Origin of the sequence: Lentzea sp. NPDC102401 (assembly GCF_044765805.1) — a bacterium.
GTDB classification, from domain to species: domain Bacteria; phylum Actinomycetota; class Actinomycetes; order Mycobacteriales; family Pseudonocardiaceae; genus Lentzea; species Lentzea sokolovensis.
Genome location: NZ_JBIWKS010000011.1, coordinates 364,665 through 387,031 on the forward strand (window position 1 = coordinate 364,665; position 22,367 = coordinate 387,031).

The following is a 22,367-nucleotide window of genomic DNA, read 5'->3' on the forward strand; positions in this document are numbered from 1 at the left end:
TCAGAGGTCCAGATACCCTTCGATGCGCTGTTTCGAGTGATCAGTTCCGGTCTCGCGAGACTCGACGGCCTGCTGTCGCAGGGACTCGTTTCGCGCGCCCTTCTCGTGGGCGGGATTCACCTGAGCGAGGACCTCGTTGCCGACGGCGTCGAGCATCGACTTCCCGAATCCCTGCTTCATGCGCTCGCCGACGATGCCGTCGTGGCTGTTCATCCGGGTGAGCGGGTTGCTCCTGAACGTCTCCCACTTCGTCTTGCCGTGGAGTGCGTCGGTCGCTTCCTGGCTTCGGACCTTCTTGTCCGCCATGGCCTTCTTGAAGCCGGTGCCGAGGTTCTTCGCCTTGGTCGCCAGGTTGCGCAGGAAGTCCATGATCTTGGTCAGCAGCTGTCGCAGCTTCGCGACGATGCGCGACACCCGGCTCGCGGTGGAGGCCACGCGAACGCCGGTCGCGGCACCCGCGGCGGCCGTTGAAGCACCGCAACTCACGCATAGCCCTGGGCGGTGTCGCGGAACTTCTCCACACCGGAGTCCAGCCCTTCGGTCATCGCGGTGAGCGTCTCCTTGAGATCCCCGAGCATCTCCGTGTACTGCTGCTTCACGAAGATCCCGACCACGCCCCACGACTTGTCGCCGACGTCGGACTTGTCGACGAGACCGGTGACCTCGCCGGCGAACCCGCGGTGGCCCTGAAGCTTGTCGGCGTACTCCCGCAACTCCTCCGGTTCGACGCTGAACCCGCTCACCGGCCGTCCTCGTCGTCGAAGAGGTTCAGGAACTTGCCATCCTTTGTGGGCGGAGCGGCGGACGGCTGCGACCTGTCGTCCCAGGCGTTGCCGCGCATGATGTTCTGGTCGGAGAAGTCGTCGTGCGGTTCGGGCGCGGGCCTGCGCGGCGGAGCGGGCGGCTGCCGGACCTGGCCCGCGTTCTGGGGCGGCGAGGGCATCGGCCGCGCGGGAGGCATCGGCGGCCGAGGCGGTGCCGCGGGGGCGGTCTCGTCCGTCCTCACGGCGCGGAGCTCCTCTTTGGACATTCCGAAGAGCTGCGCCTGGGTTTCGAGAACCTGGTCGGACAGCTTCATGTCGTCGCCGATCGCGCCCTCGACGATGCCCGCCTGGCGACGAGCGGCCTCGGCGACGGCCTTCTGCAGCGTCGACATCAGTTCGGCGGCGAGGGCGTGCGGTGGGCGGCGCATCGCCTGGTCGGTCAGCCGGATGTCCTTGATGCTGCCCGACGGACCTGCCACCACCGTCACGGCGCGGTCGGCCGAGGTGGCGACCGCCTCCAGATCGGTGAGTTGTTGCCGCATCTCGCCGACCTTCGCGAACTGCTGGTCAACGCGCTGCATCTGAGACTGGAACCGCTCGAACTGAGCGACCAACTGCTCGAACGCCGCCGACGGCACACGGACCTCCTCCTGGACCCACCCGCGCAAGATCACGCGAGCGGAAGACATGGTGGCAGGAGGAGTTTCCTGTTCGCGGCGAAACGGACGAACCAACGTAGCCGGGTGATCCACACGACAGGGCGCCCAGACGAGAACGGCCCCCAGGCCGGAAGCCTGGGGGCCGTTCTCACGTGCTGCCTAGATCACTCGGACTCGTTCGCCGGAGCGTCCTGCGGCTCGATGGCCGCGGGGGCCGCGAGCTCGACGGGCGGGGCGTCCGGGACGCGGTTCGGCTTGGCCTCGCCGCGGAACACGAACTTCGCCTTGTCGTGCTGGTCCGACTCGCCGTCCCAGCCCTCGACGTCGGTGATGATGATCTGGCCCGGCTGGAGTTCGCCGAACAGGATCTTCTCCGACAGGGTGTCCTCGATCTCGCGCTGGATCGTCCTGCGCAGCGGACGGGCACCCAGGACCGGGTCGAAACCGCGCTTCGCGAGCAGGGACTTGGCCCTGTCGGTCAGCTCGATCGCCATGTCCTTGTTCTTCAACTGCTGCTCGACGCGGGCGATCATCAGGTCCACCATCTTGATGATCTCGTCCTGCGTGAGCTGGTGGAAGACGATGATGTCGTCGATGCGGTTGAGGAACTCGGGCCGGAAGTGCTTCTTCAGCTCGTCGTTGACCTTGTTCTTCATGCGCTCGTAGTTGGACGCGCCGTCCTGACCCGAGGTGAAGCCGAGGCCGACGGCCTTGCTGATGTCCGACGTGCCCAGGTTCGACGTGAAGATGATGACGGTGTTCTTGAAGTCCACCGTCCGGCCCTGACCGTCGGTCAGGCGGCCGTCCTCCAGCACCTGGAGCAGCGTGTTGTAGACCTCCTGGTGGGCCTTCTCGATCTCGTCGAACAGCACGACGGAGAACGGCTTGCGGCGCACCTTCTCGGTGAGCTGGCCGCCCTCCTCGTAGCCGACGTACCCGGGAGGGGCACCGAAGAGCCGCGACGCGGTGTACCGGTCGTGGAACTCGCCCATGTCGATCTGGATGAGCGCGTCGTCCTCGCCGAACAGGAAGTTCGCCAGCGCCTTCGACAGCTCGGTCTTACCCACACCGGACGGGCCGGCGAAGATGAACGAGCCGGAGGGGCGCTTGGGGTCCTTCAGACCGGCGCGGGTGCGGCGGATCGCCTTCGACACGGCCTTGACCGCGTCGACCTGGCCGATGATCCGCTTGTGCAGCTCGTCCTCCATGCGGAGCAGACGCGTGGTCTCCTCCTCGGTGAGCTTGAACACCGGGATGCCGGTCCAGTTGGCGAGGACCTCGGCGATCTGCTCGTCGTCGACTTCGGCGACGACGTCCAGGTCACCGTCCTTCCACTGCTTCTCCCGCTCGGCCTTCTGACCCAGCAGCGTCTTCTCCGCGTCACGCAGCTTCGCCGCGCGCTCGAAGTCCTGCGCGTCGATCGCGGACTCCTTGTCGCGACGGACGTCCGCGATCTTCTCGTCGAACTCGCGCAGGTCCGGCGGCGCGGTCATCCGGCGGATGCGCATGCGCGCACCGGCCTCGTCGATGAGGTCGATCGCCTTGTCGGGCAGGAACCGGTCGTTGATGTACCGGTCCGCCAGCGTGGCGGCCGCGACCAGCGCGGAGTCGGTGATCGAGACGCGGTGGTGCGCCTCGTACCGGTCACGCAGACCCTTGAGGATCTCGATCGTGTGCTCCAGCGACGGCTCGCCCACCTGGATCGGCTGGAAACGGCGCTCCAGCGCGGGATCCTTCTCGACGTGCTTGCGGTACTCGTCCAGCGTGGTCGCACCGATCGTCTGCAGCTCACCCCGAGCCAGCATCGGCTTGAGGATCGACGCCGCGTCGATCGCGCCCTCCGCGGCACCCGCGCCGACGAGGGTGTGGATCTCGTCGATGAACAGGATGATGTCGCCGCGCGTGCGGATCTCCTTGAGGACCTTCTTCAGGCGCTCCTCGAAGTCACCGCGATACCGCGAGCCCGCCACCAGCGACCCGAGGTCGAGGGTGTAGAGCTGCTTGTCCTTGAGCGTCTCGGGCACCTCGCCCTTGACGACCATCTGCGCCAGCCCCTCGACCACGGCGGTCTTACCGACACCGGGCTCGCCGATGAGGACGGGGTTGTTCTTGGTGCGGCGCGACAGCACCTGCATGACCCGCTCGATCTCCTTGGCACGCCCGATGACCGGGTCGAGCTTGCCCTCACGGGCCGAGGCCGTGAGATTGCGCCCGAACTGGTCGAGCACCAACGAGGACGACGGCGTGCCCTCGCCACGACCGGTCGACTCCGCCGCACCCTTCTCGGTGGAGTAACCGGACAGCAGCTGCAGCACCTGCTGACGCACCCGGTTGAGGTCGGCCCCGAGCTTCACCAGGACCTGGGCGGCGACGCCCTCGCCCTCGCGGATCAGGCCGAGCAGGATGTGCTCGGTGCCGATGTAGTTGTGGCCGAGCTGAAGCGCCTCGCGCAGCGAGAGCTCCAGGACCTTCTTCGCACGGGGGGTGAAGGGGATGTGTCCACTCGGAGCCTGCTGGCCCTGGCCGATGATCTCTTCGACCTGCTGGCGGACGCCCTCCAGCGCAATCCCCAACGACTCGAGCGCCTTGGCGGCGACACCTTCACCCTCGTGGATCAGACCCAGGAGGATGTGCTCGGTGCCGATGTAGTTGTGGTTGAGCATCCGTGCCTCTTCTTGGGCAAGGACAACCACCCGCCTCGCGCGGTCGGTGAACCTTTCGAACATTCGCACTCCCTGACTGCTGCGTCGGCGGTCCTCGGCTCCACCGATCTACCCTGGTGAGCGCGGCACCGTGGCTCCACTGTAGTGGGCGGTACCGAGGCCTGTGGTTCCCGTCAGCGGCCAGCCGCCTCCGGAGAACATTGACATCTGCATCAACGCAGGTCGGGAGCAACGGATTCCACAGATCGGGCGATGTCCGCTGAACGCGAACAACCGACCGTTGAGCGATACTCCTGTGACCGGGCCCACCTGGGGAGGCGAAAGAAGGGCTATCTAGGTAAGGTTAGGCAAGCCTCATCGCATGAGATTGGACTTGCGCGTTGACCGTACCTACGAGGGTCTCACAGCAGAACCCGCGTGCGCTCACGCCACTGGCCGAATCCATCGCCCGCCTGCAGACCGGTACCGAGATCGTGTTCGGCACGCCTTCTGGGGACTGGACGGTCTGTTCGGACCTGCTGGCCGAGCCCACGCGCTTCGACCTGTGGCGCAAGGACCTCGCGGAGTGGATGGTCGAGCAGTACGGCGAGTCCGACGACCGCGCGACCGCCGGCTACGTCATGGGCTGGTACCTGCACCTGCCCGGCTACCTCGCGGGCCTGCTGTTCCACACCGCCCGCCGCGTCCCGACGCTCAAGCCGTCCGACATGGCGTTCCGCCTCAACACCTCCGGCCGCCCGCACCCGAACGGCACGGCCGTCCTGTGCGACGAGTTCGCCTGCCTGCCCGACGACCCGGCCTCGAACCACCCGGCCGCCACCGTCGTCGCGGACGAGGCGGCGCTGGCCGCGATCCTGCGCGCCCGCTACGCGGCCCACGCCGCCCAGTTCGTGGCCTCCTTCGGCCAGGTGGTCCGCTTCGGCCGCCGCCAGCTCTGGGCCGCCGCGACCGACATGCTGGAGTACGGCCCCTGGGCCGCGGGCCGCCTGTTCGGCGACGAGAACGCGGGCGTGACCGACGCGGCGATGATCCTGCCGGAGAAGCTGGAGCCGTTCGTCTCCGCTTCCACCCTGCACTTCACCGACGAGGGCTGGAAGCGCAAGCGGAACAGCTGCTGCTTCCACTACGTGCTGCCGAACGCGGAGCCGTGCACGGCCTGCCCGCGCACCTGCAACTGACCGGCCATCAACCCGCCCGCGGCGCCCTCAAGCCAGGGAAGGCGACAGCCGCGAACAGCCCCTACGGCAGCCGATGCCGCGACCCGACCGGCACCACCAGCGGCGTCCCGGAAACCGGATCCTCGACGACACGGGCGTCCAACCCGAACACGTCCATCAGCATCTGCTCGGTCAGCACCTCGGACGGCGTCCCCTGGGACACGATCCGCCCACCGCGCATAGCGACGATGGTGTCCGCGTACCGGGCAGCCAGGTTCAGATCGTGCAACACCATCACAATCGTCCGCCCCATGGACGCGTGCAGTTCCTGCACCAAATCCAGCACATCGATCTGATGAGCCAGATCCAAATAGGTGGTGGGCTCGTCCAGCAGCAACAGATCCGTGCCCTGGGCAAGAGCCATGGAGATCCACGCCCGCTGCCGCTGCCCACCGGACAGCTCGTCCACGGTGCGCTCGGCCAGATCCAGAATCCCGGTCATCTCCAACGCCGCGTCGACCGCCGCCGCGTCATCAGAAGACCACTGCCGATACCAGGACTGGTGCGGATGCCGTCCCCGAGCGACGAGATCCGCGACCGTCAGCCCCTCGGGAGCGGACGGAGCCTGGGGCAACATCCCCAGCACCCGAGCGACGTCCCGGGTGGACATCCGATCGATCTGCTTGCCGTCCAGCAGCACCGCCCCTGACCGCGCGGGCAGCAACCGCCCCAGAGCCTTCAGCAGTGTGGACTTGCCACACCCGTTGGGCCCGATCACCGCGGTCACGGTGCCGCCGATGATCGACAGGTCCAAACTGTCGACGACCAGCCGTTCCCCGTAACCGATCGACAGCGACGAAGCCTCAAGACGCACACTCATACCCGCGCCTCCCGGCGGCTTCGGATCAGCAGGAACATCAGATAGGGCGCGCCGAGCACGGCGGTGACGACGCCGACCGGCAGTTCGGTGCGGTAGATCGTTCGCGCGACCAGGTCCGACAGCATGACCAGCGCGCCGCCGATGACGACGGAGCCGAACAACGGCGGCTGCGCGGTCCCGGACAGACGCAGAGCGATCTGCGGCGATGCCAGAGCCACGAACGTGATCGGGCCGGCCGCGGCGGTGGCCACGGACGCCAGCACGATCGCCACGATGATCAGGAACGACCGCGCGACGTTCACCCGCACGCCGAGACCGCGTGAGGTCTGGTCGTCGAACTGCAGCGCGCCCAGCACGTGACCACCGACCAGGGCGACGGGAACCAGTACGACCAGCGCCAGGGCGACGGGCACGACGTGTTCCCAACCACGGCCGTTCAGGGAGCCGGTGATCCACACCATCGCGCGGCCCGCGTCCTGCACGTCGCCGACGGTCAGCAGGTAGTGCGTGAAGTTGCCGGCGACGGCGGTGATGCCGATGCCGACCAGCACCATCCGGAAGCCCTCGATGCCCTGCCGCCACGCCAGCGCGTAGACCAGCAGGCCCGCGAGCAGGCCGCCGGCGAGGCCCGCCAGGGGGACGCCGATCGACGCCGCACTGCCGGTCAACACGCCGAGCGAACCGGCGAAGGTGATCACCGAGACCGCGCCGGCGCCTGCTCCCCAGGTCACGCCGAGGATGTCGGGCGAGGCCAGCGGGTTGCGCACGATGGCCTGGAAGATCGCCCCGGACAGGCCCAGCGCGCCACCGACCAGCAGGCCCGTCAGCGCTCGCGGCATCCGGAGTTCCATGACCACGAACTGGTCGCGGCGCGTGCCTCCGCCCAGCAGCGTGTCGACGACCTGGGCCACGGTCAGCGGGAAGTCGCCGATCATGATGTCGGCGATCAGCACCGCCGCCAGCACGACCAGCGACGCCGCCACCACCAGCAACGGCCGGCGGCGCAGCTTGAACGAGGTGGCGCCCAGCCGCAGGGCAGGCGCTTGGGCAGCGGGGGTCTTCACCGCGGTCGTCGTCAAATCTTCACCAGCTTCTTGCGCCGCACCAGGAAGATGAAGAACGGGGCACCGATCAGGGCCAGCATCACGCCGACCTCCACTTCGGACGGACGGGCGACCACCCTGCCGACGATGTCGGCGAACAGGATGAGGATCGCTCCGAGCAGTGCCGAGTACGGCAGGATCCAGCGGTAGTCCGGCCCGGTGAACGCGCGGGCGACGTGCGGCACCACGAGGCCCAGGAACCCGATCGGCCCGCACGCGGCGACGGCACCGCCCACCAGCAGCGTGATGGCGAAGATGCCCAGCGAGCGCGTCCTGCCGGTGTTGACGCCCAGCGACTTCGCCACGTCCTCGCCCAGCGACATGGCGTTGAGGCCGGGCGCGTTGAGCGCCGCGATCACCAGGCCGATGAGCAGGAACGGCGCGACCTGGGTCAGCACCGTCAGGTCGCGGCCGGCGATCGCGCCGACCTGCCAGAACCGGAACGCGTCGAGCGACTGCTGGTCGAGCAGCACGATCGCCGACACGAGGCCGTTCATCAGCGCGGAGACCGCGGCACCGGCCAGCGCCAGCGTCACCGGCGACGGGCCGCCTCGCCCCGCCGACCCGAGCAGGAACACCACGACGCTCGCGATCATCGCGCCGGCGAAGGCGAACCAGATGTAGCCGACGAGCGAGTCGACGCCGAGCAGGAAGATCGAGAGCACGACCGCCAGGGCCGCGCCGTGCGTGACGCCGAGGATGCCGGGATCGGCCAGCGGATTGCGCGTGTGGCCCTGCATGAGAGCGCCACCCACGCCGAGTGCGATGCCCACCGCGATGCCGAGCAACGTCCGCGGGATCCGCAGTTCGCGGATCACCACGTCGTCCTCGACGCCGGTCGGCGTGAAGAGACCGTGCCAGACCCCGGAGAGCGGGATCTCCTTCGAGCCGATCGCGATGCTCGCCAGGCACACGGCGACCAGCACGACCAGCAGGAAGAGCAGGCCCAACGACCTACGCCCCAAGGCCCACCCTCCTCGACTCCAGACAGGAGAGGTAAGCCTAACCGAACCATGAGGTCAGACCGCGGTCCAGGGCGCGGTTCTGGTCACATCACCGGTCCCACCAGGAGAAGAACAGCCGCGGCAGATCGTGAAAAAACATTCAGCAAACCCGTTGTCGGATCAACTAAAAAGTCGGCGGCAAGAGTGTTCTCGATCTCGTTTGGATCGCACCGTTCCGCCTTCTGGACGTCTGCCGGTAGCTGATCGGTCACCCAAATAGCACGAAGGGGTTCCGAGGAATCATCCTCGGAACCCCTTCGTGTTTTACCGAATTTCAGCCCTGCTGGTGGTAGGCGTCGAGCACCTCGGCCGGGATGCGACCCCGGTCCGACACCTTCATGCCCTGCTTGCGGGCCCACTCGCGAATGGCCTGGTTCTGCTCACGATCCGCCGAAGCGGGGCGCGCCTTCACGCTGCCGGCCGGACGACCGGGCCCAAGGCGCTTGCGACCACCCGCACGACGTGCACTTCCCACGAAGTCGGCAAGAGCGTCACGCAGTTTGCCCGCATTGCCCGAGGAAAGGTCGATGGTGTAGCTGACACCATCCAGTCCGAACTCGACGGTCTCCTCAGCGGTGGAACCGTCCAGATCGTCGACGAGGGTCACCGTGACCTTCTGCGCCATGCGTATCCTCCTGGACCCCGAATGCGCGGTCACCCGCGTCGCCAACTAAAGCCTTCTGCGACGCAGGTTAGCGCACAGGTGCCGCATTGCACCTATCGACATCCGGAAAGTTACTCATTCAGGGCGAACGAGCGGGAACAAGATGGTCTCCCGGATACCCAGACCCGTGAGGGCCATCAGCAGCCGATCGATACCCATTCCGACGCCACCACTCGGTGGCATTCCGTACTCCAGTGATCGCAGAAAGTCTTCGTCGATCGGCATCGCCTCGTGGTCACCGGCCGCGCCAAGACGCGCCTGTGCTTCCAGGCGTTCCCGCTCGATGACCGGGTCCACCAGTTCGGAGTAACCGGTTCCGAGTTCGAATCCGCGCACGTACAGATCCCACTTTTCGGCGACACCCGGCTTGCTGCGGTGCTGCCTGGTCAGCGGAGACGTCTCCACCGGGTAGTCGCGCACGAACGTCGGCGCGTAGAGCGAGTCGCACACCAGGTGCTCCCACAGCTCCTCGACCAGCTTGCCGTGCCCGAACTTCGGGTTGACCTCGAGTTCGTGGCGGTCACAAAGCTTCCGCAGCGTCTCGGCGGGCGTCTCGGGGGTGATTTCCTCACCAACAGCTTCGGACAACGACTCGTAGATGCTCAGAGTCGTCCATTCACCCGAGAGGTCGTACTCGCTGCCGTCCGCCAGCGTCACGATCTGAGATCCGGTCACGGCTTCCGCCGCTTCCTGGATCAGCTCGCGCGTCAGTACGGCGTTCGAGTCGTACGTGGCGTACGCCTCGTAGTACTCCAGCATCGAAAACTCGGGCGAATGCGACGAGTCCACACCCTCGTTGCGGAAGTTGCGGTTGATCTCGAAGACCTTCTCGATGCCACCGACGACGCAGCGCTTCAAGTACAGCTCCGGCGCGATGCGCAGGAACAGGTCGATGTCGAGCGCGTTCGAGTGCGTGATGAACGGACGTGCGCTGGCACCACCCTGCAGCGTCTGCAACATCGGCGTCTCGACTTCGAGGAATCCGCGCCGGTGGAACGAGTCGCGCAGAGAACGAACGACGTTCGCACGGGTCCGAACAGTGTCACGCGCCATCGGCCTGAGGATCAGGTCGACGTATCGCTGGCGAATACGGGTTTCCTCGCCGAGTTCCTTGTGCGCGACCGGCAACGGGCGCAGCGACTTCGACGTCAGCTGCCACCCGTCGGCCATCACGGAAAGCTCACCGCGGCGCGAGCTGATGACCTCACCGCTCACGAAAACGTGGTCGCCGAGGTCGACGTCGGTCTTCCACTCGGAAAGTGCTTCTTCACCGACACCGGCGAGGCTCAGCATCGCCTGGAGTTCGGTGCCGTCGCCTTCGCGCAACGTCGCGAAGCACAGCTTTCCGGTGTTGCGCATGAACATCACGCGCCCGGTGACGCCGACCATCTGACCGGTCTGGGTGTCGGGTTCGAGTTCCGGATGCGCGTCGCGAATCTCGCGCAACGTGTGCGTGCGCGCGACTTCGACGGGATACGGCTCCTTGCCGGAAGCGAGCAGCCGCGCACGCTTTTCCCGGCGCACGCGCATCTGCTCTGGCAGGTCTTCTTCGCTGGTCACGAGGTTTTGCTTCGGCTGCTCACTCACGCCGAGAAGGGTACGGAAGGGCTCAGGGGTGCAGCGAACCGGATACCCCGCCGGATACCCGACACCCTAAGTTGGGGTGATGGATCTACACGCGAGGCGAGCGGACTCGTTCGGCGCGCAGGCCGAGGCCTACGCCGAACACCGGCCTGACTATCCCGTGGCGGCGATCCGGTGGGCACTGGAGCCACTGGGCACGACCGAGCACCTGGACGTGCTCGACCTGGCCGCCGGCACCGGCAAGCTGACCTCGGGACTGGTCGCGGAAGGCCACCGCGTGACAGCCGTGGAGCCCAACGAGCAGATGTTGTCCGAGCTGGTCCGCCGCGTGCACGGCGTGCGCGCGCTGCCGGGTCACGCCGAGCACATCCCGGTCCCGGACCAGACCCTCGACGCGGTGTTCGTCGGCACCGCGTTCCACTGGTTCGACCAGGAGAAGGCACTTCCGGAGATCGCCCGCGTGCTGCGGCCCGGCGGGGTGCTGGCGGCGATGTGGGCCGAGCCGGTCACGGACGTCGAGTGGGTCCGCGAGCTGGAGCAGATGTCGCTGAGCAGCGTCGAGTCGCAGCGGCACGACCCCGTCGCGATCACGCCGCACCCGTCGTTCACGACGGAGGAGCGCGCGACCTTCCCGCACACCCACCACCGGGACTCGCCGGAAGCGGCCGTCGCGTGGATCAACACGCACTCGCGCCTGCTCGTCATCGACGACGAGGAACGGGCCGCGATCAACGACAAGATCCTCGCGTTCCTCCGCTCGCGCCCGGAGACGTCGAACGGGCCGTTCGACATCCCCTTGCGCGCCGCGGTCTTCCGGACGGTCCGGGTCAGCGAATAGCGGACATGTTGCGCTCGAACACCATGCGCAGCCCCAGCAGTGTCAGGTCGGGCACGTGGTGCGCGATCGTCGAGGACTCCGACACGACCAGCGGCGCGAGGCCACCGGTGGCGATCACCGTGACCGGCCCCGGATCGGTCTGCTGGAGCTCCTCGGTGATCTTGCGCACCAGCCCGTCCACCTGGCCGACGAACCCGTAGACGATGCCGGACTGCAGGCACTCCACGGTGTTCTTGCCGATCACGTTGCGGGGCCGGACCAGCTCGACCTTGCGCAGCTGGGCGGCGCGGGAGGCGAGCGCGTCGACCGAGATCTCGATGCCCGGCGCCAGCGCGCCGCCGAGGAACTCGCCGCGCGACGAGATCACGTCGAGGTTCGTGGACGTGCCGAAGTCGACCACGATGCACGAGGTCGCGTAGAGGTGGTGCGCGGCCAGCGTGTTGATCACGCGGTCCGAGCCCACCTCCTTCGGGTTGTCGACGAGCAGCGGGACGCCGGTCTTCACACCCGGCTCGACCAGGATCTTCGGCACCGCGTCGTAGTAGCGGCCGAGCATGACCCGCAGCTCGCGCAGCACGGCGGGCACGGTGGACAGCGCGGAGATGCCGGTGATCTTGTCGGCGTACTCGCCGAACATGCCGCGCATGGTCAGCGCGAGCTCGTCGGCGGTCATCCTGGCGTCGGTGCGCATCCGCCAGTCGCGCACGAGCGGGGCCGAGTCGCCGACCCCGTCGTACAGACCGAGCACGATGTTGGTGTTGCCGACGTCGATGGCGAGCAGCACGTGGTGTTCCTTCAGTTCTCGGCCTGGATCAAGGCGTCGAGCGCGGTCGCCTCAACGGTCTCAGAAGACGGTGCGCTCGTGGAGCCGTTCACCAGACCGGACCCCTCGGGAGCGTGCGCGGGGTCGGCGCCGAGGTCGACGACCTTGTTGTCGGCGTCCACGAACACAACGCGCGGCTTGTAGGCGCGCGACTCCGCGTCGTCCATCTGCCCGTAGGCGATCAGGATCACGATGTCGCCGGGGTGCACCAGGTGCGCCGCGGCGCCGTTGATGCCCAGCACGCCGGTGCCGCGCTCGCCGGGGATGACGTAGGTCTCCAGCCGGGAACCGTTGGTGACGTCGACGATGGCGACCTGTTCGCCCGCCAGCAGATCGGCGGCCTCCATCAGGTCCTCGTCCACCGTCACCGAGCCGACGTAGTGCAGGTCGGCCTGCGTCACCGTGGCTCGGTGGATCTTGGACTTCAGCATCGTGCGGAACATGGCATCCCCCTACTCGTCGCTTTCGCCGAGCAACACCGCGATGTTGTCGATCAGGCGGGTGGTACCGACACGGGCCGCGACCAGCAGCCGGGCGTCGCCGTTCTCCGGCGCGGCACCGAGGTCGGTCCCGCGCAGTTCCAGGTAGTCCACTTCGACCTCGGGCACCTGTGCCAGCACGTCGTGCGCGGCCTTGAGCACAGCGTCCGCGCCCTGCGACGACACGTGCGCGCCGGCGGTGAGCGCGGCCGACAGCGTCACGGCGTGCTGACGCTGCTCCGGGGTCAGGTAGGCGTTGCGCGACGACAGCGCGAGGCCGTCGTACTCGCGGACGGTCGGCACGCCGACGACGTCGAGCGGGAAGTTGAGGTCCCGCGCCATCTTGTGGATGAGCTGGAGCTGTTGGTAGTCCTTCTGCCCGAACACCGCGTACGTGGGCTGCACGATGTTGAACAGCTTCGAGACGACGGTGAGCACGCCCCCGAAGTGGCCGGGCCGGACCGCGCCTTCCAACTCGTCGCCCAGCGGTCCCGGGTGCACGGTCACCTGCGCGCCCTCGGGATACATGTCCTCGACGGACGGTGCGAAGACGATGCCCGCCCGCTCCTCGCGGCAGATGTCCACATCGGACTCGAACTGGCGCGGGTACTTCGCGAGGTCCTCGTTCGGCCCGAACTGCAACGGGTTCACGAAGATCGACACGACGATCACCGTGTTCTGCATGACCTGCGCCTCGCGGATCAGCTGCCGGTGGCCCGCGTGCAGGGCGCCCATCGTGGGCACCAGGGCGACGTTGCGCCCGGCGTTGCGCAGCGCCCTGATCACCCGGTTCAGGCGGACGGGGTCGCGGTGCACCGTGACGTCGTCCGGGCGGTAGTCGTCCTTGGTCAGTGGCTTCGTCACGTCAGTCCTCAAGAGTGGTGCGAACGTCGTTGGCCGCGTCGGGCTTGAGCAGCCCGGAGCGTTCGGCCCGCTCGGCGGTGCGGCGGGCGAGCACGCGGTAGCTGGGCAGGGTTTCCGGTGCCTGCCCGGCCAGCACGTCGAGGTGCTTGCGCAAGGTACCCGTGTCGCCGCGGGCGACCGGACCGGTGAGGGCGCGGTCACCGTGGCGCAGCGCGTTGTCGAGCGCGGCGGACAGCAGGGGGCCGAGCAGGCGCTCGGCGTTGGCGACACCGGCGTTCGTGAGCAGGTCGGCGGCGTCGCGGACCAGCGTGATCAGGTGGTTCGCGCCGTGGGCCAGTGCCGCGTGGTAGAGCGGGCGGACGGCCTCGGGGACCCGGACCGGCTCGGCGTCCATCTCGACGACCAGCGCCTCGCCGACGCTCCAGGCCACCTCGTCGCCGTCCGCCGCCGTCACGCCGACGCACGCGGACGTCATCCGCAGCAGGTCTTCCGAACGGCCGGTGAACGTCATGACGGGGTGCAGCGCGAGCGTGAGAGCGCCCAGTTCGGCGGCGGGTTCGAGGACCTGCACGCCCTGCGCGCCGCTGGTGTGCACGATGATCTGGCCCGCCCGCAGCGACTCGGTGGCGACGAGGCCCTTGACCAGGCCTTCCAGCTCGTCGTCCGGCACGGCCAGCAGCACCAGGTCGGCGCGTGCGGCGACCTCGGTGGGGTCGGCGATCGGGACGCCGGGCAACAGTTCGTCCGCGCGGTCGCGGGAGGCCTGGGAGACGGCGGAAACGCCGGTCACCACGTGGCCCGTCCTGGCCAGCGCGGCGCCCAGCACGGAGCCGACGCGGCCTGCCGAGATGACACCGACGGCGAGCCTCGCCGGACGTGGGGTCGCGTCCATGCGACTAACTCCTTCTGACGTTCCAGTCCCTGGTGCGGGTACCGGACGACGACGCCGAGGGTAATCCCGCCACCGTCTCGTGCACCTGGTCGGTGACCGGATTCACCGGCGGGCGGCGGCCCTGGCGGCATGCAGGCTGTCGAGCAGCACCCCGTGGCGTTGCTCGGCGCTCAGACCGGCCGTTCCCCGCTCGATGCGGTGCCGCAGGAAGGCCAGTTCGGTGACCGCGATCTGGTAGCTCTTCACGGCCTTGACCGACGCGTCACCCGACTTGCGCTTGACCGCCCGCAGCCAGTTCCTGCGGCCGTTGAGGCTGGCCAGCAGGGCCACCTCGCTGTTGGCGATCCACCGGTTCTGCGCCATCGCGGCGAGCTGCCCGGCGACGATCCGCTGTTCCCTGCGGCGCTGCCACACCACGATCGAGACGGCTCCGGCGAACACCGGCACCATGATCAGGAAGTACAGGTTGATGAACGCCGACCCGGTGCCCACGGTGGTCGAGAAGTTCCACAGCGAGTGCAGGCCGACGGCCGTGAGGTAGCCGCCGATCGGCGCGAGGATGCGCACGGTGGCGTTGCTCGTGGTGGCCGCGATGCCGACGCCGATGCCCGTCATGGCCGTGAACAGCGGGTGCGCGAACGGCGACAGCACACCGCGCAGCACGAACAGCGCGATCACGCCGCCGCCCATGTTGCCGAGCCCGTCCTCGAGGAAGACCCGGCCGAAGTACCAGATGTTCTCGGTGAACGCGAAGCCCGCAGCCGTGATGCCCGCGTAGACCATGCCGTCCACAACGCCGTCGAACTCGTGCCGGCGCCGCACGAACACGGCGATGAGGAACGCGGCCTTGGTCGCCTCCTCGACGATCGGCGCCCCGACCACGGCGGTGAACGTCGTGCCGTCGTTGGTCAGCAGGTCGCCGAGCACACGGGCCGTCTGGTTGAACGCGAGCGAACTGATCGTCGCGCCGCACGCACCCCAGACGAACGCGAAGAGCAGCATCTTCGCCGGTTCCGGTTCCCAGCGGTCGATCCACAGGAACGCGGTCACCACGAAGGCGACGGGGATCAGCGCCGCGGCGGCACCGACCAGCAGCGGTTCGATGCCGATGCTCGACGTGCCCAGAGCGAACAGCACGAGTCCGGCCGCGGCGAGCGCGATCAGCGCCACGACGGGGAACAGGACGGTCCAGCGGCGCTGCTCGATGCGCTTCTTCGTCGGCGTCGGCGTGAGGTCGGCGTCGGTCACGGGAAATGACCTTAGATGCACACTTGTCCGATGTTCGACTGGGAAGCCGCTTGGCACGCCGCGTTGTACGGCCCCGGTGGCTTCTTCGCCCGCGGCGAGAAGCCTTCTTCGCACTTCCGGACGTCTCCGCTGGTCGGTCCGGAGCTGGCCACCGGTCTCCTCGAACTGCTGTCGCGGGTGGACGCCGCACTCGGATTTCCCCCGGTCGTGGACTTCGTGGACGTGGGTGCGGGCGGGGGTGAGCTGGCGTTCGCGGTGCGGTCGATGGCGTCCGGGTCGCTGGCCGAGCGGCTGCGGGTGACGGCTGTCGAGGTCGGTCCGTTCGTGGAGCTGCCCGGGGTTCGGTGGACCACCTCCGTGCCGTCGTGCGTCGGGCTGCTGGTCGGGCACGAGTGGCTCGACGCGATTCCCTGTCCGGTGGTTCGCGGGCCTTCCGCTGATCCGTGGATCGCCCGGTGGTGGCCATCGCTCGAGGACGGTTCGCCGGCCGAGGTCGGCGCGCCCCGGGATGCGGCGTGGGCCGCGGCCGTGGCTTCGGTGCGCGGGGCGGCGCTGGCGATCGACTACGGGCATCTGGTGTCGTCGCGGCACTTCTCGCTGACCGGGTATCGGGACGGGCGTCAGGTTCCCGTGGTCTTCGACGGGTCCTGTGACATCACCGCGCACGTCGCGCTGGACGCCTGTGCCGCGGCTGCCGGTGGGGACTTCGTGCTGATGTCGCAGCGGGATGCGTTGGCGGCCTTGGGTGTGACCGCGGAGGTGTCCGGGTCCGGGTGGGACTGGCTGGAGTCCGCCTCGCGTGCCGGACGGATCGCCGAACTGCGCTCGCCTGCCGGGCTCGGGGCGTTCGGATGGTTGCTGCACGGGCGCGGGGTGGCCGTGTCGGACCTGCTTCCGGCACTGCCGCCCTGGCGTCCGAATCCCGCCAGCTTTTGCGGTGACTGACGACGATCGTGGGGGTCATGCGAATCCACACCGTGTCGCCGTCCGACTCGTTCTCCGACCCCGGCCGCGAGTACCGCGCCTCCGAGCCGGGTGTGCCGTTGCGCTGCTGCCTGCGGAAGTCGCTGGCCGACGAGCCGGTCTGGCTGTTCCGCTACTCGCCTTCGTCCGGGAAGGGCCCGTACGCGGAGGTCGGGCCGGTCTTCACACACGTGGAGTGCCCGGACACGCCTTCGCTGGATCGTCTCCCTGTTGAGTTGTTGAACAGTCCCCGGATCCTGCGGTCCTACAACGCCGCAGGTCAGATCCACGACGGCGAGGTCGTGGAGCCCGGCTCGTTCGATCGTGCGGTCGAAGGATTGTTGAACGATCCCTCGATCGAGTCGCTCCAGGTCCGCAGCGTGTCGCACGGCTGCTTCTTCTTCGCGATCACGAGGTCGTGAGCCGCGTCCAGGCGGGTTCCCGGCGCCGTGAAACCATGCTCGGGTGAGCGAGCAGATCACCGTCGGCGTGGGTGCGGGCGCCCGGTACCTGGGCGTGGACCGCGTGATCGACCTGGGCCCACTGCACCCGTCGGCCCACGGCGCCTACCGCCTGCGCCTGACCGTCACGCCGGACCTGCTGATCACCGCCGCCGAGCCGCTCGTGGGCCATCTCCACCGCGGCGCCGAGAAGCTGTTCGAGGTGCGCGACTACCGCCAGGTCCTGACGCTCGCCAACCGCCACGACTGGCTCTCGGCCTTCTGCAACGAGCTCGCCGTGGCGCTGGCCGTGGAACGCATGACGGGCATGGACGTCCCGGCCCGCGCCCAATGGCTGCGCGCTCTGCTGTGCGAACTGAACCGCCTGATGGCACACATGGTCTTCCTGACCCCGTTGTCCCCCAAAGCCGCCACGTACCGCGAGGGCGTGCAGGCGTTGATGGAAGAGGCGTCCGGCGGCCGCATCCACTTCATGTTCAACCGAATCGGCGGCCTGCGCGAGGACGTCCCGGCGGGCTGGGCCTCGCGGGTCGCCGACTTCCTGTCCACTGTGGACGTCGCGCGGCTGCCGATCGACTTCGAGAAGTTGCAGGGCCTCGGCGTCCTGCCGCACGAGGACGCGCTGGCGTACGGCGTCACCGGCCCGATCGGCCGGGCCAGCGGAGTGGACTTCGACCTGCGCCGCGACGACCCCCTGCCCGCCTACCGGACGCTGGGCTTCACCCCCGTGGTCCGGACCGAGGGCGACGCGGCGGCACGCGTTCGGTGCCTCGTGGACGAGGTCCGGAAGTCGGCCGAACTGGCCGCGGCGTGCCTGGAACAGTTGCCGCAGGGCCCGGTGAACGTCCGGCTGCCGAAGGCCATCAAGGCTCCCGAGGGCTCGGTCTACACGCGGGTCGAGGCCCCACTCGGCACGTCGGGCGTGCACCTGTCGTCGCGTGGCGAGAAGACGCCGTGGCGCCTCAAGCTCCGCACGCCGTCGTTCAACAACGTTCAGGCGTTGTCGGCACTCCTGCCCGGCACGAAGGTGGACGACCTGCCGACCGTGCTGAGCTCGTTCGCCGTGATCGTCGGCGACATCGACAAGTAACCGCGAGAAGGCTCAGGAAGACGTCAGGCAGAAGGGGTGACCTGCCGGATCCAGGAGCACCCGCCAGCGTCCGTCGCCCGGCTGGTGGTCCGGTTTGGCCGCTCTGAGTTCCAGCGCCAGCTCCTCCGCCGCGTCGAGGTCGTCGGTGCGGAGATCCAGGTGGAACTGTTGTGGCACGTCCTGCCCCGGCCACTGCGGAGCCCGGTAGCCGTCGACCCGCTGGAATCCCAGATCACAGCCGGAGCCGCCCGTCAGAGCGACGAACTCGTCCGAGCTGAAGAGCTCGTGCATCCCGGTCAGTGCGCCGTAGAAGCCCGCCAGCGTCCGCGGGTCGGCACAGTCGAGAGTCACCCCTCGCAGTTCAGCGCCAGGCAACATTCGCTCCTTCGGTGTCCGCGCGGCTGACGTCGCAAAGCCGCCGCTGCACGCGATCACCGGCCGCAGGCACACCGTACGCACCACGACCATCGCTGAAGTAGCGGTTTTACCCCTGCCTCAGCACCACGGGTGGCTGTGGCCGACTCGCGTCCTAGTCGTCGCGCCGGCGCCGGCGGCGAGGCGCGTCGCCTCCGCCGAGCGAGGCCAGCAGTTCGCTCACCGACTTGCCGTCCGCGTGCGCGCCGGAAGGGTCTTCCGGTGCGGCACGGCGGCCGGTCGAGACGGCGGGCAGGCGCGTGGACGAGTCCTCGGCCACGCGACGGCCGGAGACCGGGGTCTCGTCGACCGGTGAGCGCCGGCTGGGCGAGACCGCGGGGAGCCTGGCTGAGGACTGCTCGGCCGCGGAACGGCGGCCCACCGGCGGGAGTGACACCAGTGAGTCCTCGGAGGCGGTACGGCGGACCGGTGCGTCGTCGGCACGGCGGCGGCCGGCGGGGGTGGAGGCGGGAGCGTCCGGCTTCAGGGTTTCCCACGAGCCGCTGTCCTGCACGGGGGCCGGGCGGTCGTCGGCACGGCGGCGGCCGTTGCCGCCGGTGGCCTGCAGGGCCTTCGGGTCGATCATCTCGGTGCGCTCGGCGACGCGGGAGCGTGGTTCCGGCTTGCGGGACTCCACGGACTTCGCGATGGCCGCGGGGGCCTTCGGGGGCTGTTCCGGGCGCGACAACGCCTCGGTGCGGGCCGGGGGCTGCGGCGGGCGGGGCACTCGCTCGGTCCGGTGGACCTGCGCCTGCGCGGGCTGGGCCTGGACGGGCTGGGCCTTCACGGTCGGCGGCGGCGGGGCCTTCTGCGGTGCGGGCGAGGGGGTGGCGCCGCCCAGCCTGGCCGAGACGGCGGCGGCCGCGGAGGGACGGGGTTGCGGCCTGACCGGTTCCTGTTTCGCGGCCTTCACGGGCTCGCGGCGGACCACGGCGGGCTGCGGGCGGGGCGAGTTCCTGGCCGGGTCCGGGCGGACGGGCTCGGGCCGCAGGGGTTCGCGGCGGGGGGCCTGCACCTTGGCGTCGTGGGCGACGCGCTCGATCAGTTCGGTGCGCTCGGACGGCTTCTCCGCCGACGAGGACGCGGTGATCGCGGGCTTGGCGTTGATGATGCGGTTCTCTCCGATCCCGGCCAGCCGGGACGCCTCCGAGCCCAGCGAACGCAGACGGGTCGATTCGGCGCGCAGGGCCACGCGTTCGACGAGGACGTCACCACCCAGCAACGCCTGGAGGTTGTCGCGCAGCGAGTGGAGATCGGCGCGCAGGGCCTCGATGTCCGCGCGCGACTCCTCCTCGATCCGCTTGCGCGTCTCCGACTCGATCTCGAGCTCGTACTCGCGGCGCGCGGCCACCTCGCGCTCGAGTTCCAGTTCGTAGACGGACTGGAGATCGGCCACTTCGTCGTCACGCTCGGTGACCTGCTTGCGGTACCTGGCGGCGAGGAAAGCGCCCACCAGAGCCGCCCACAACGCGGCCACCACGGCCAGACGCAGCATGCGGGCGCTGTCGCTCAGCACGAGCACCGCCGCGGCCACGAGGGCGAGCGCCAATGCCGCTACTAACAGCAATCGCCCTGAGCCACGACCGTGATCATCTTGCTCGTCGTCGGTCGACGCGCCTCGCCCGGTCATGGGCACTACGGTACCGCGTAGTTATGCGACTGAGACCTACGGCCGGGTATCTATTCGTTCCCGGAACTCTCCCGCGGTGTCTTGCAACAGTGCTCCAGCCACAGCGCGGCCGCCGTCAACGCGACCGCCGCGACGATCCCGACAATGGCCGCGACCAGGTCGTTCGAGGCCGCGGCGAACGAGTCGCGGACCGGGATCACGAAGATCAGCAACCCGGTCCAGGCGCCGAACATCAAAGCGCCCAGAACGGACGAGGCCTTCGCCAGTGCGACGGCTCTGGCGGCGGTCAGCGGCTGCACCGGACGCGCTCCCCCGCGGCGCTGGATCCTGGCCCGCAACGAGAACGCGAACACGACCTCCACGACCGCGATGACGAACAGCGTCGAACCGGCCAGCACGGGCAAGGGCGGCAACGTGTCGTAGGTGAGCCGCAGCAGCAGATGGGCCAGCAGCGCGCCGACGAGCGCGACGGCCGCCAGGTCTCGGGGACGGGTGAACCTCACGCGTCCATCCAACCCGAAAGCACGAGATCGTCACGCCGCCGCACGCCCTCGGCCGAGAACTCCAGGCCCGCAACGGGTCCGTGGCCCGCCAGCACCGCGTCCGGCTCGACGTCGAGCCACGGGACGAGGACAGTTGCGCGCTCAAACGCCCCAGGATGCGGCAGAAGCAGCTCGGGGTGGTCCGAGGTCACCCCGTCCACCGAAACCACGTCCACGTCCAACGTGCGCGGTCCCCAGCGCTTCTCCCGCACGCGTCCGGCGGCGTTCTCCAACGCCTGCCCGCGGCGCAGCCAGCCCCACTCGTCCACGTCGTCCGAAGAGACGATCACGATGGCGTTCAGGAAGTCCGGCTGGTCCTCGACGCCCCAGGCCGCCGTCTCGTACACCGGTGAAGCGGCGACGACGAAGGGCCGCAACCCGTCCACCACGGACTGCAGGAAGGCGAACCGGTCGCCGAGGTTCGAGCCGATCGAGAGAACCGCGCGGGTCACCGGGATTCCTTGGGAGGCGACGGCGCGGCCAGCCGGCGCGAGCGGCGGATCGTCACCGACACGTCGTCGAAGGTCAGCGGGATCGGCGCGGACGGCTTGTGCACCGTCACCTCGACCGCGTGCAGCCGTGAGTCCGTCATCGCGGCGTCGGCGATCTTGCCCGCCACCGTCTCGATGAGGTCGTGCGGTTCGCCGCCGACGATCGCCGCGGCCATCTCGGCGAGTTCGCCGTAGTGGTACGTCTCCTTCAGGTCGTCCGTGCGAGAAGCCGTGCTGAGGTCGAGCCACAGCGTGACGTCCACGACGAACTCCTGCCCGTCGCGCTTCTCGTGCTCGAACACGCCGTGGTTCCCGCGCACCCGCAGACCCGTCAACGCGATCCGGTCAGCCATGTCCCCGCCTCCACGCACCGGCGACGGCGACCGCGTCCAGCGTCCGGTCGACGTCGTGCACCCGCACACCCCACGCTCCGTTGAACGCCGCCAAAGCGGACACCGCCGCGGTCGCGTCCTCCCTGCCGTCCGGTGGACGGTTGCCGAGCAACGTGCCGAGGAACCGCTTGCGCGACGCCCCCACCAGCACCGGGAAACCCAGCTCGACCAGTTCGTCCAGGCGCTGCAACAACTCCCAGTTGTGGTCGCCGAGTTTCGCGAAGCCCAGGCCGGGGTCGAGCACGATCGACGACTCCGCGACACCGGCGGCCAGCGCGGCCTCGACGCGCTCCAGCAGTTCCGAACGAACGTCCGTCACCACGTCGTCGTACGTCGCCAACGCGTCCATCTCCGTGCTGTGCCCACGCCAGTGCATCAGCACGTACGGCACACCCGCAGCGGCGACGACGGCGGCCATCCCGGGATCGGCCAGGCCACCGGACACGTCGTTCACGATGGACGCGCCCGCCTCCAGCGCCGCGGTGGCAACGGAAGCACGCATGGTGTCCACGCTGACCGGCACGCCTTCTGCGACCAGCGCACGGATCACCGGCACGATCCGGGCGATCTCCTCGGCCGGTTCGACGCGCTCGGCGCCGGGCCGGGTCGACTCGCCGCCCACGTCGATCACGTCCGCGCCGCGCTTGAACATGTCGACGCCGTGCGACACCGCGTCACGCCGGTCGATGTAGCGGCCGCCGTCGGAGAACGAATCGGGCGTCACGTTCAGCACGCCCATCACGACGCACCGGCCGGGACGAG

The 22,367-nt window shown here is 69.0% G+C and carries 25 protein-coding genes; 5 read left to right on the forward strand and 20 right to left on the reverse strand.

The window, feature by feature from the left end; all coding sequences use genetic code 11:
• The 4 genes from ACIRG5_RS34180 to ACIRG5_RS34195 all read right to left on the reverse strand — a co-directional run bounded on the left by ACIRG5_RS34180 (position 1) and on the right by ACIRG5_RS34195 (position 4,149).
• The gene (locus ACIRG5_RS34180) at positions 1-435 is read right to left on the reverse strand and encodes a hypothetical protein (protein ID WP_402912554.1); all 435 of its coding nucleotides are present in this window, start codon (positions 433-435) and stop codon (positions 1-3) included.
• 47 nt (positions 436-482) lie between these two features.
• Positions 483-743: an ESX-1 secretion-associated protein gene (locus ACIRG5_RS34185; RefSeq protein WP_402912555.1), complete on the reverse strand. Its 261-nt coding sequence runs from the start codon at positions 741-743 to the stop codon at positions 483-485.
• Positions 740-1,453, reverse strand: coding sequence for a YbaB/EbfC family nucleoid-associated protein (locus tag ACIRG5_RS34190; RefSeq protein WP_402912558.1), 714 nt, complete (start codon positions 1,451-1,453; stop codon positions 740-742). The genes ACIRG5_RS34185 and ACIRG5_RS34190 overlap by 4 nt, the downstream gene beginning before the upstream one ends.
• 134 nt (positions 1,454-1,587) lie before the next feature.
• Entirely contained in the window at positions 1,588-4,149 is a 2,562-nt protein-coding gene (locus tag ACIRG5_RS34195) for an ATP-dependent Clp protease ATP-binding subunit (protein WP_402912560.1), read from the reverse strand.
• A 317-nt stretch (positions 4,150-4,466) separates the two neighbouring features.
• On the opposite strand from ACIRG5_RS34195, the gene ACIRG5_RS34200 reads away from it, so the two are divergent.
• Positions 4,467-5,264: a (2Fe-2S)-binding protein gene (locus ACIRG5_RS34200; protein WP_402912563.1), complete on the forward strand. Its 798-nt coding sequence runs from the start codon at positions 4,467-4,469 to the stop codon at positions 5,262-5,264.
• Positions 5,265-5,325: 61 nt separating this feature from the next.
• Here the strand turns inward: ACIRG5_RS34200 and ACIRG5_RS34205 are convergent, their stop codons facing one another.
• From ACIRG5_RS34205 to lysS, 5 genes are all read right to left on the reverse strand, one after another.
• Positions 5,326-6,123, reverse strand: coding sequence for an ABC transporter ATP-binding protein (locus tag ACIRG5_RS34205; RefSeq protein ID WP_402912565.1), 798 nt, complete (start codon positions 6,121-6,123; stop codon positions 5,326-5,328).
• The gene (locus ACIRG5_RS34210; protein WP_402912568.1) at positions 6,120-7,187 is read right to left on the reverse strand and encodes a FecCD family ABC transporter permease; all 1,068 of its coding nucleotides are present in this window, start codon (positions 7,185-7,187) and stop codon (positions 6,120-6,122) included. Before ACIRG5_RS34210 ends, ACIRG5_RS34205 begins: the two co-directional genes overlap by 4 nt.
• An 11-nt stretch (positions 7,188-7,198) precedes the next feature.
• Positions 7,199-8,191: a FecCD family ABC transporter permease gene (locus ACIRG5_RS34215; protein WP_402912571.1), complete on the reverse strand. Its 993-nt coding sequence runs from the start codon at positions 8,189-8,191 to the stop codon at positions 7,199-7,201.
• 313 nt (positions 8,192-8,504) lie between these two features.
• The gene (locus ACIRG5_RS34220) at positions 8,505-8,855 is read right to left on the reverse strand and encodes an Lsr2 family protein (protein WP_030477509.1); all 351 of its coding nucleotides are present in this window, start codon (positions 8,853-8,855) and stop codon (positions 8,505-8,507) included.
• A gap of 114 nt (positions 8,856-8,969) precedes the next feature.
• Positions 8,970-10,424: a lysine--tRNA ligase gene (gene lysS, locus ACIRG5_RS34225; protein WP_402912648.1), complete on the reverse strand. Its 1,455-nt coding sequence runs from the start codon at positions 10,422-10,424 to the stop codon at positions 8,970-8,972.
• Between the two features lie 136 nt (positions 10,425-10,560).
• On the opposite strand from lysS, the gene ACIRG5_RS34230 reads away from it, so the two are divergent.
• The gene (locus ACIRG5_RS34230; protein WP_402912573.1) at positions 10,561-11,316 is read left to right on the forward strand and encodes a class I SAM-dependent methyltransferase; all 756 of its coding nucleotides are present in this window, start codon (positions 10,561-10,563) and stop codon (positions 11,314-11,316) included.
• On the opposite strand, the gene ACIRG5_RS34235 is transcribed toward ACIRG5_RS34230, so the two are convergent.
• The 5 genes from ACIRG5_RS34235 to ACIRG5_RS34255 form a co-directional block, all read right to left on the reverse strand.
• Complete coding sequence (locus tag ACIRG5_RS34235; RefSeq protein ID WP_319975978.1) at positions 11,306-12,100, reverse strand: type III pantothenate kinase; 795 nt, start codon at positions 12,098-12,100, stop codon at positions 11,306-11,308. The genes ACIRG5_RS34230 and ACIRG5_RS34235 overlap by 11 nt on opposite strands.
• Before the next feature lie 11 nt (positions 12,101-12,111).
• Positions 12,112-12,582, reverse strand: coding sequence for an aspartate 1-decarboxylase (gene panD / locus ACIRG5_RS34240; RefSeq protein WP_093594175.1), 471 nt, complete (start codon positions 12,580-12,582; stop codon positions 12,112-12,114).
• A 9-nt stretch (positions 12,583-12,591) separates the two neighbouring features.
• Complete coding sequence (gene panC, locus ACIRG5_RS34245) at positions 12,592-13,482, reverse strand: pantoate--beta-alanine ligase (protein WP_402912576.1); 891 nt, start codon at positions 13,480-13,482, stop codon at positions 12,592-12,594.
• Between the two features lies 1 nt (position 13,483).
• A complete protein-coding gene (locus ACIRG5_RS34250) occupies positions 13,484-14,374 on the reverse strand; it encodes a Rossmann-like and DUF2520 domain-containing protein (RefSeq protein ID WP_402912579.1) in 891 nt (296 codons plus the stop codon).
• A 102-nt stretch (positions 14,375-14,476) separates the two neighbouring features.
• Positions 14,477-15,622, reverse strand: a complete 1,146-nt coding sequence (locus ACIRG5_RS34255) for a PrsW family intramembrane metalloprotease (RefSeq protein WP_402912581.1) — start codon at positions 15,620-15,622, stop codon at positions 14,477-14,479.
• Between the two features lie 30 nt (positions 15,623-15,652).
• Between ACIRG5_RS34255 and ACIRG5_RS34260 the strand changes: the two genes are divergently transcribed.
• The 3 genes from ACIRG5_RS34260 to ACIRG5_RS34270 are packed head-to-tail and all read left to right on the forward strand — an operon-like array spanning position 15,653 to position 18,136.
• Complete coding sequence (locus ACIRG5_RS34260; protein ID WP_402912583.1) at positions 15,653-16,567, forward strand: SAM-dependent methyltransferase; 915 nt, start codon at positions 15,653-15,655, stop codon at positions 16,565-16,567.
• 17 nt (positions 16,568-16,584) lie between these two features.
• The gene (locus tag ACIRG5_RS34265) at positions 16,585-17,007 is read left to right on the forward strand and encodes a DUF1203 domain-containing protein (RefSeq protein ID WP_402912586.1); all 423 of its coding nucleotides are present in this window, start codon (positions 16,585-16,587) and stop codon (positions 17,005-17,007) included.
• A gap of 43 nt (positions 17,008-17,050) precedes the next feature.
• The gene (locus tag ACIRG5_RS34270; RefSeq protein ID WP_402912589.1) at positions 17,051-18,136 is read left to right on the forward strand and encodes an NADH-quinone oxidoreductase subunit D; all 1,086 of its coding nucleotides are present in this window, start codon (positions 17,051-17,053) and stop codon (positions 18,134-18,136) included.
• A gap of 12 nt (positions 18,137-18,148) precedes the next feature.
• Here ACIRG5_RS34270 and ACIRG5_RS34275 read toward each other — a convergent pair whose 3' ends face one another.
• From ACIRG5_RS34275 to folP, 6 genes are all read right to left on the reverse strand, one after another.
• On the reverse strand, positions 18,149-18,487 hold the full coding sequence (locus ACIRG5_RS34275; protein WP_402912591.1) for a VOC family protein: 339 nt from the start codon (positions 18,485-18,487) through the stop codon (positions 18,149-18,151).
• A 178-nt stretch (positions 18,488-18,665) separates the two neighbouring features.
• On the reverse strand, positions 18,666-20,099 hold the full coding sequence (locus ACIRG5_RS34280) for a DUF6779 domain-containing protein (RefSeq protein WP_402912594.1): 1,434 nt from the start codon (positions 20,097-20,099) through the stop codon (positions 18,666-18,668).
• A gap of 131 nt (positions 20,100-20,230) precedes the next feature.
• Positions 20,231-20,683, reverse strand: coding sequence for a DUF3180 domain-containing protein (locus ACIRG5_RS34285; RefSeq protein WP_402912597.1), 453 nt, complete (start codon positions 20,681-20,683; stop codon positions 20,231-20,233).
• Positions 20,680-21,174 carry a 2-amino-4-hydroxy-6-hydroxymethyldihydropteridine diphosphokinase gene (gene folK / locus ACIRG5_RS34290; protein ID WP_402912600.1) on the reverse strand — a complete coding sequence of 165 codons (495 nt, stop codon included), beginning with the start codon at positions 21,172-21,174 and terminating at the stop codon, positions 20,680-20,682. The genes ACIRG5_RS34285 and folK overlap by 4 nt, the downstream gene beginning before the upstream one ends.
• Positions 21,171-21,566, reverse strand: a complete 396-nt coding sequence (gene folB, locus ACIRG5_RS34295; protein WP_402912603.1) for a dihydroneopterin aldolase — start codon at positions 21,564-21,566, stop codon at positions 21,171-21,173. Before folB ends, folK begins: the two co-directional genes overlap by 4 nt.
• Complete coding sequence (gene folP, locus ACIRG5_RS34300; RefSeq protein WP_319976122.1) at positions 21,559-22,344, reverse strand: dihydropteroate synthase; 786 nt, start codon at positions 22,342-22,344, stop codon at positions 21,559-21,561. The genes folB and folP overlap by 8 nt, the downstream gene beginning before the upstream one ends.
• Positions 22,345-22,367: the final 23 nt, after the last annotated feature.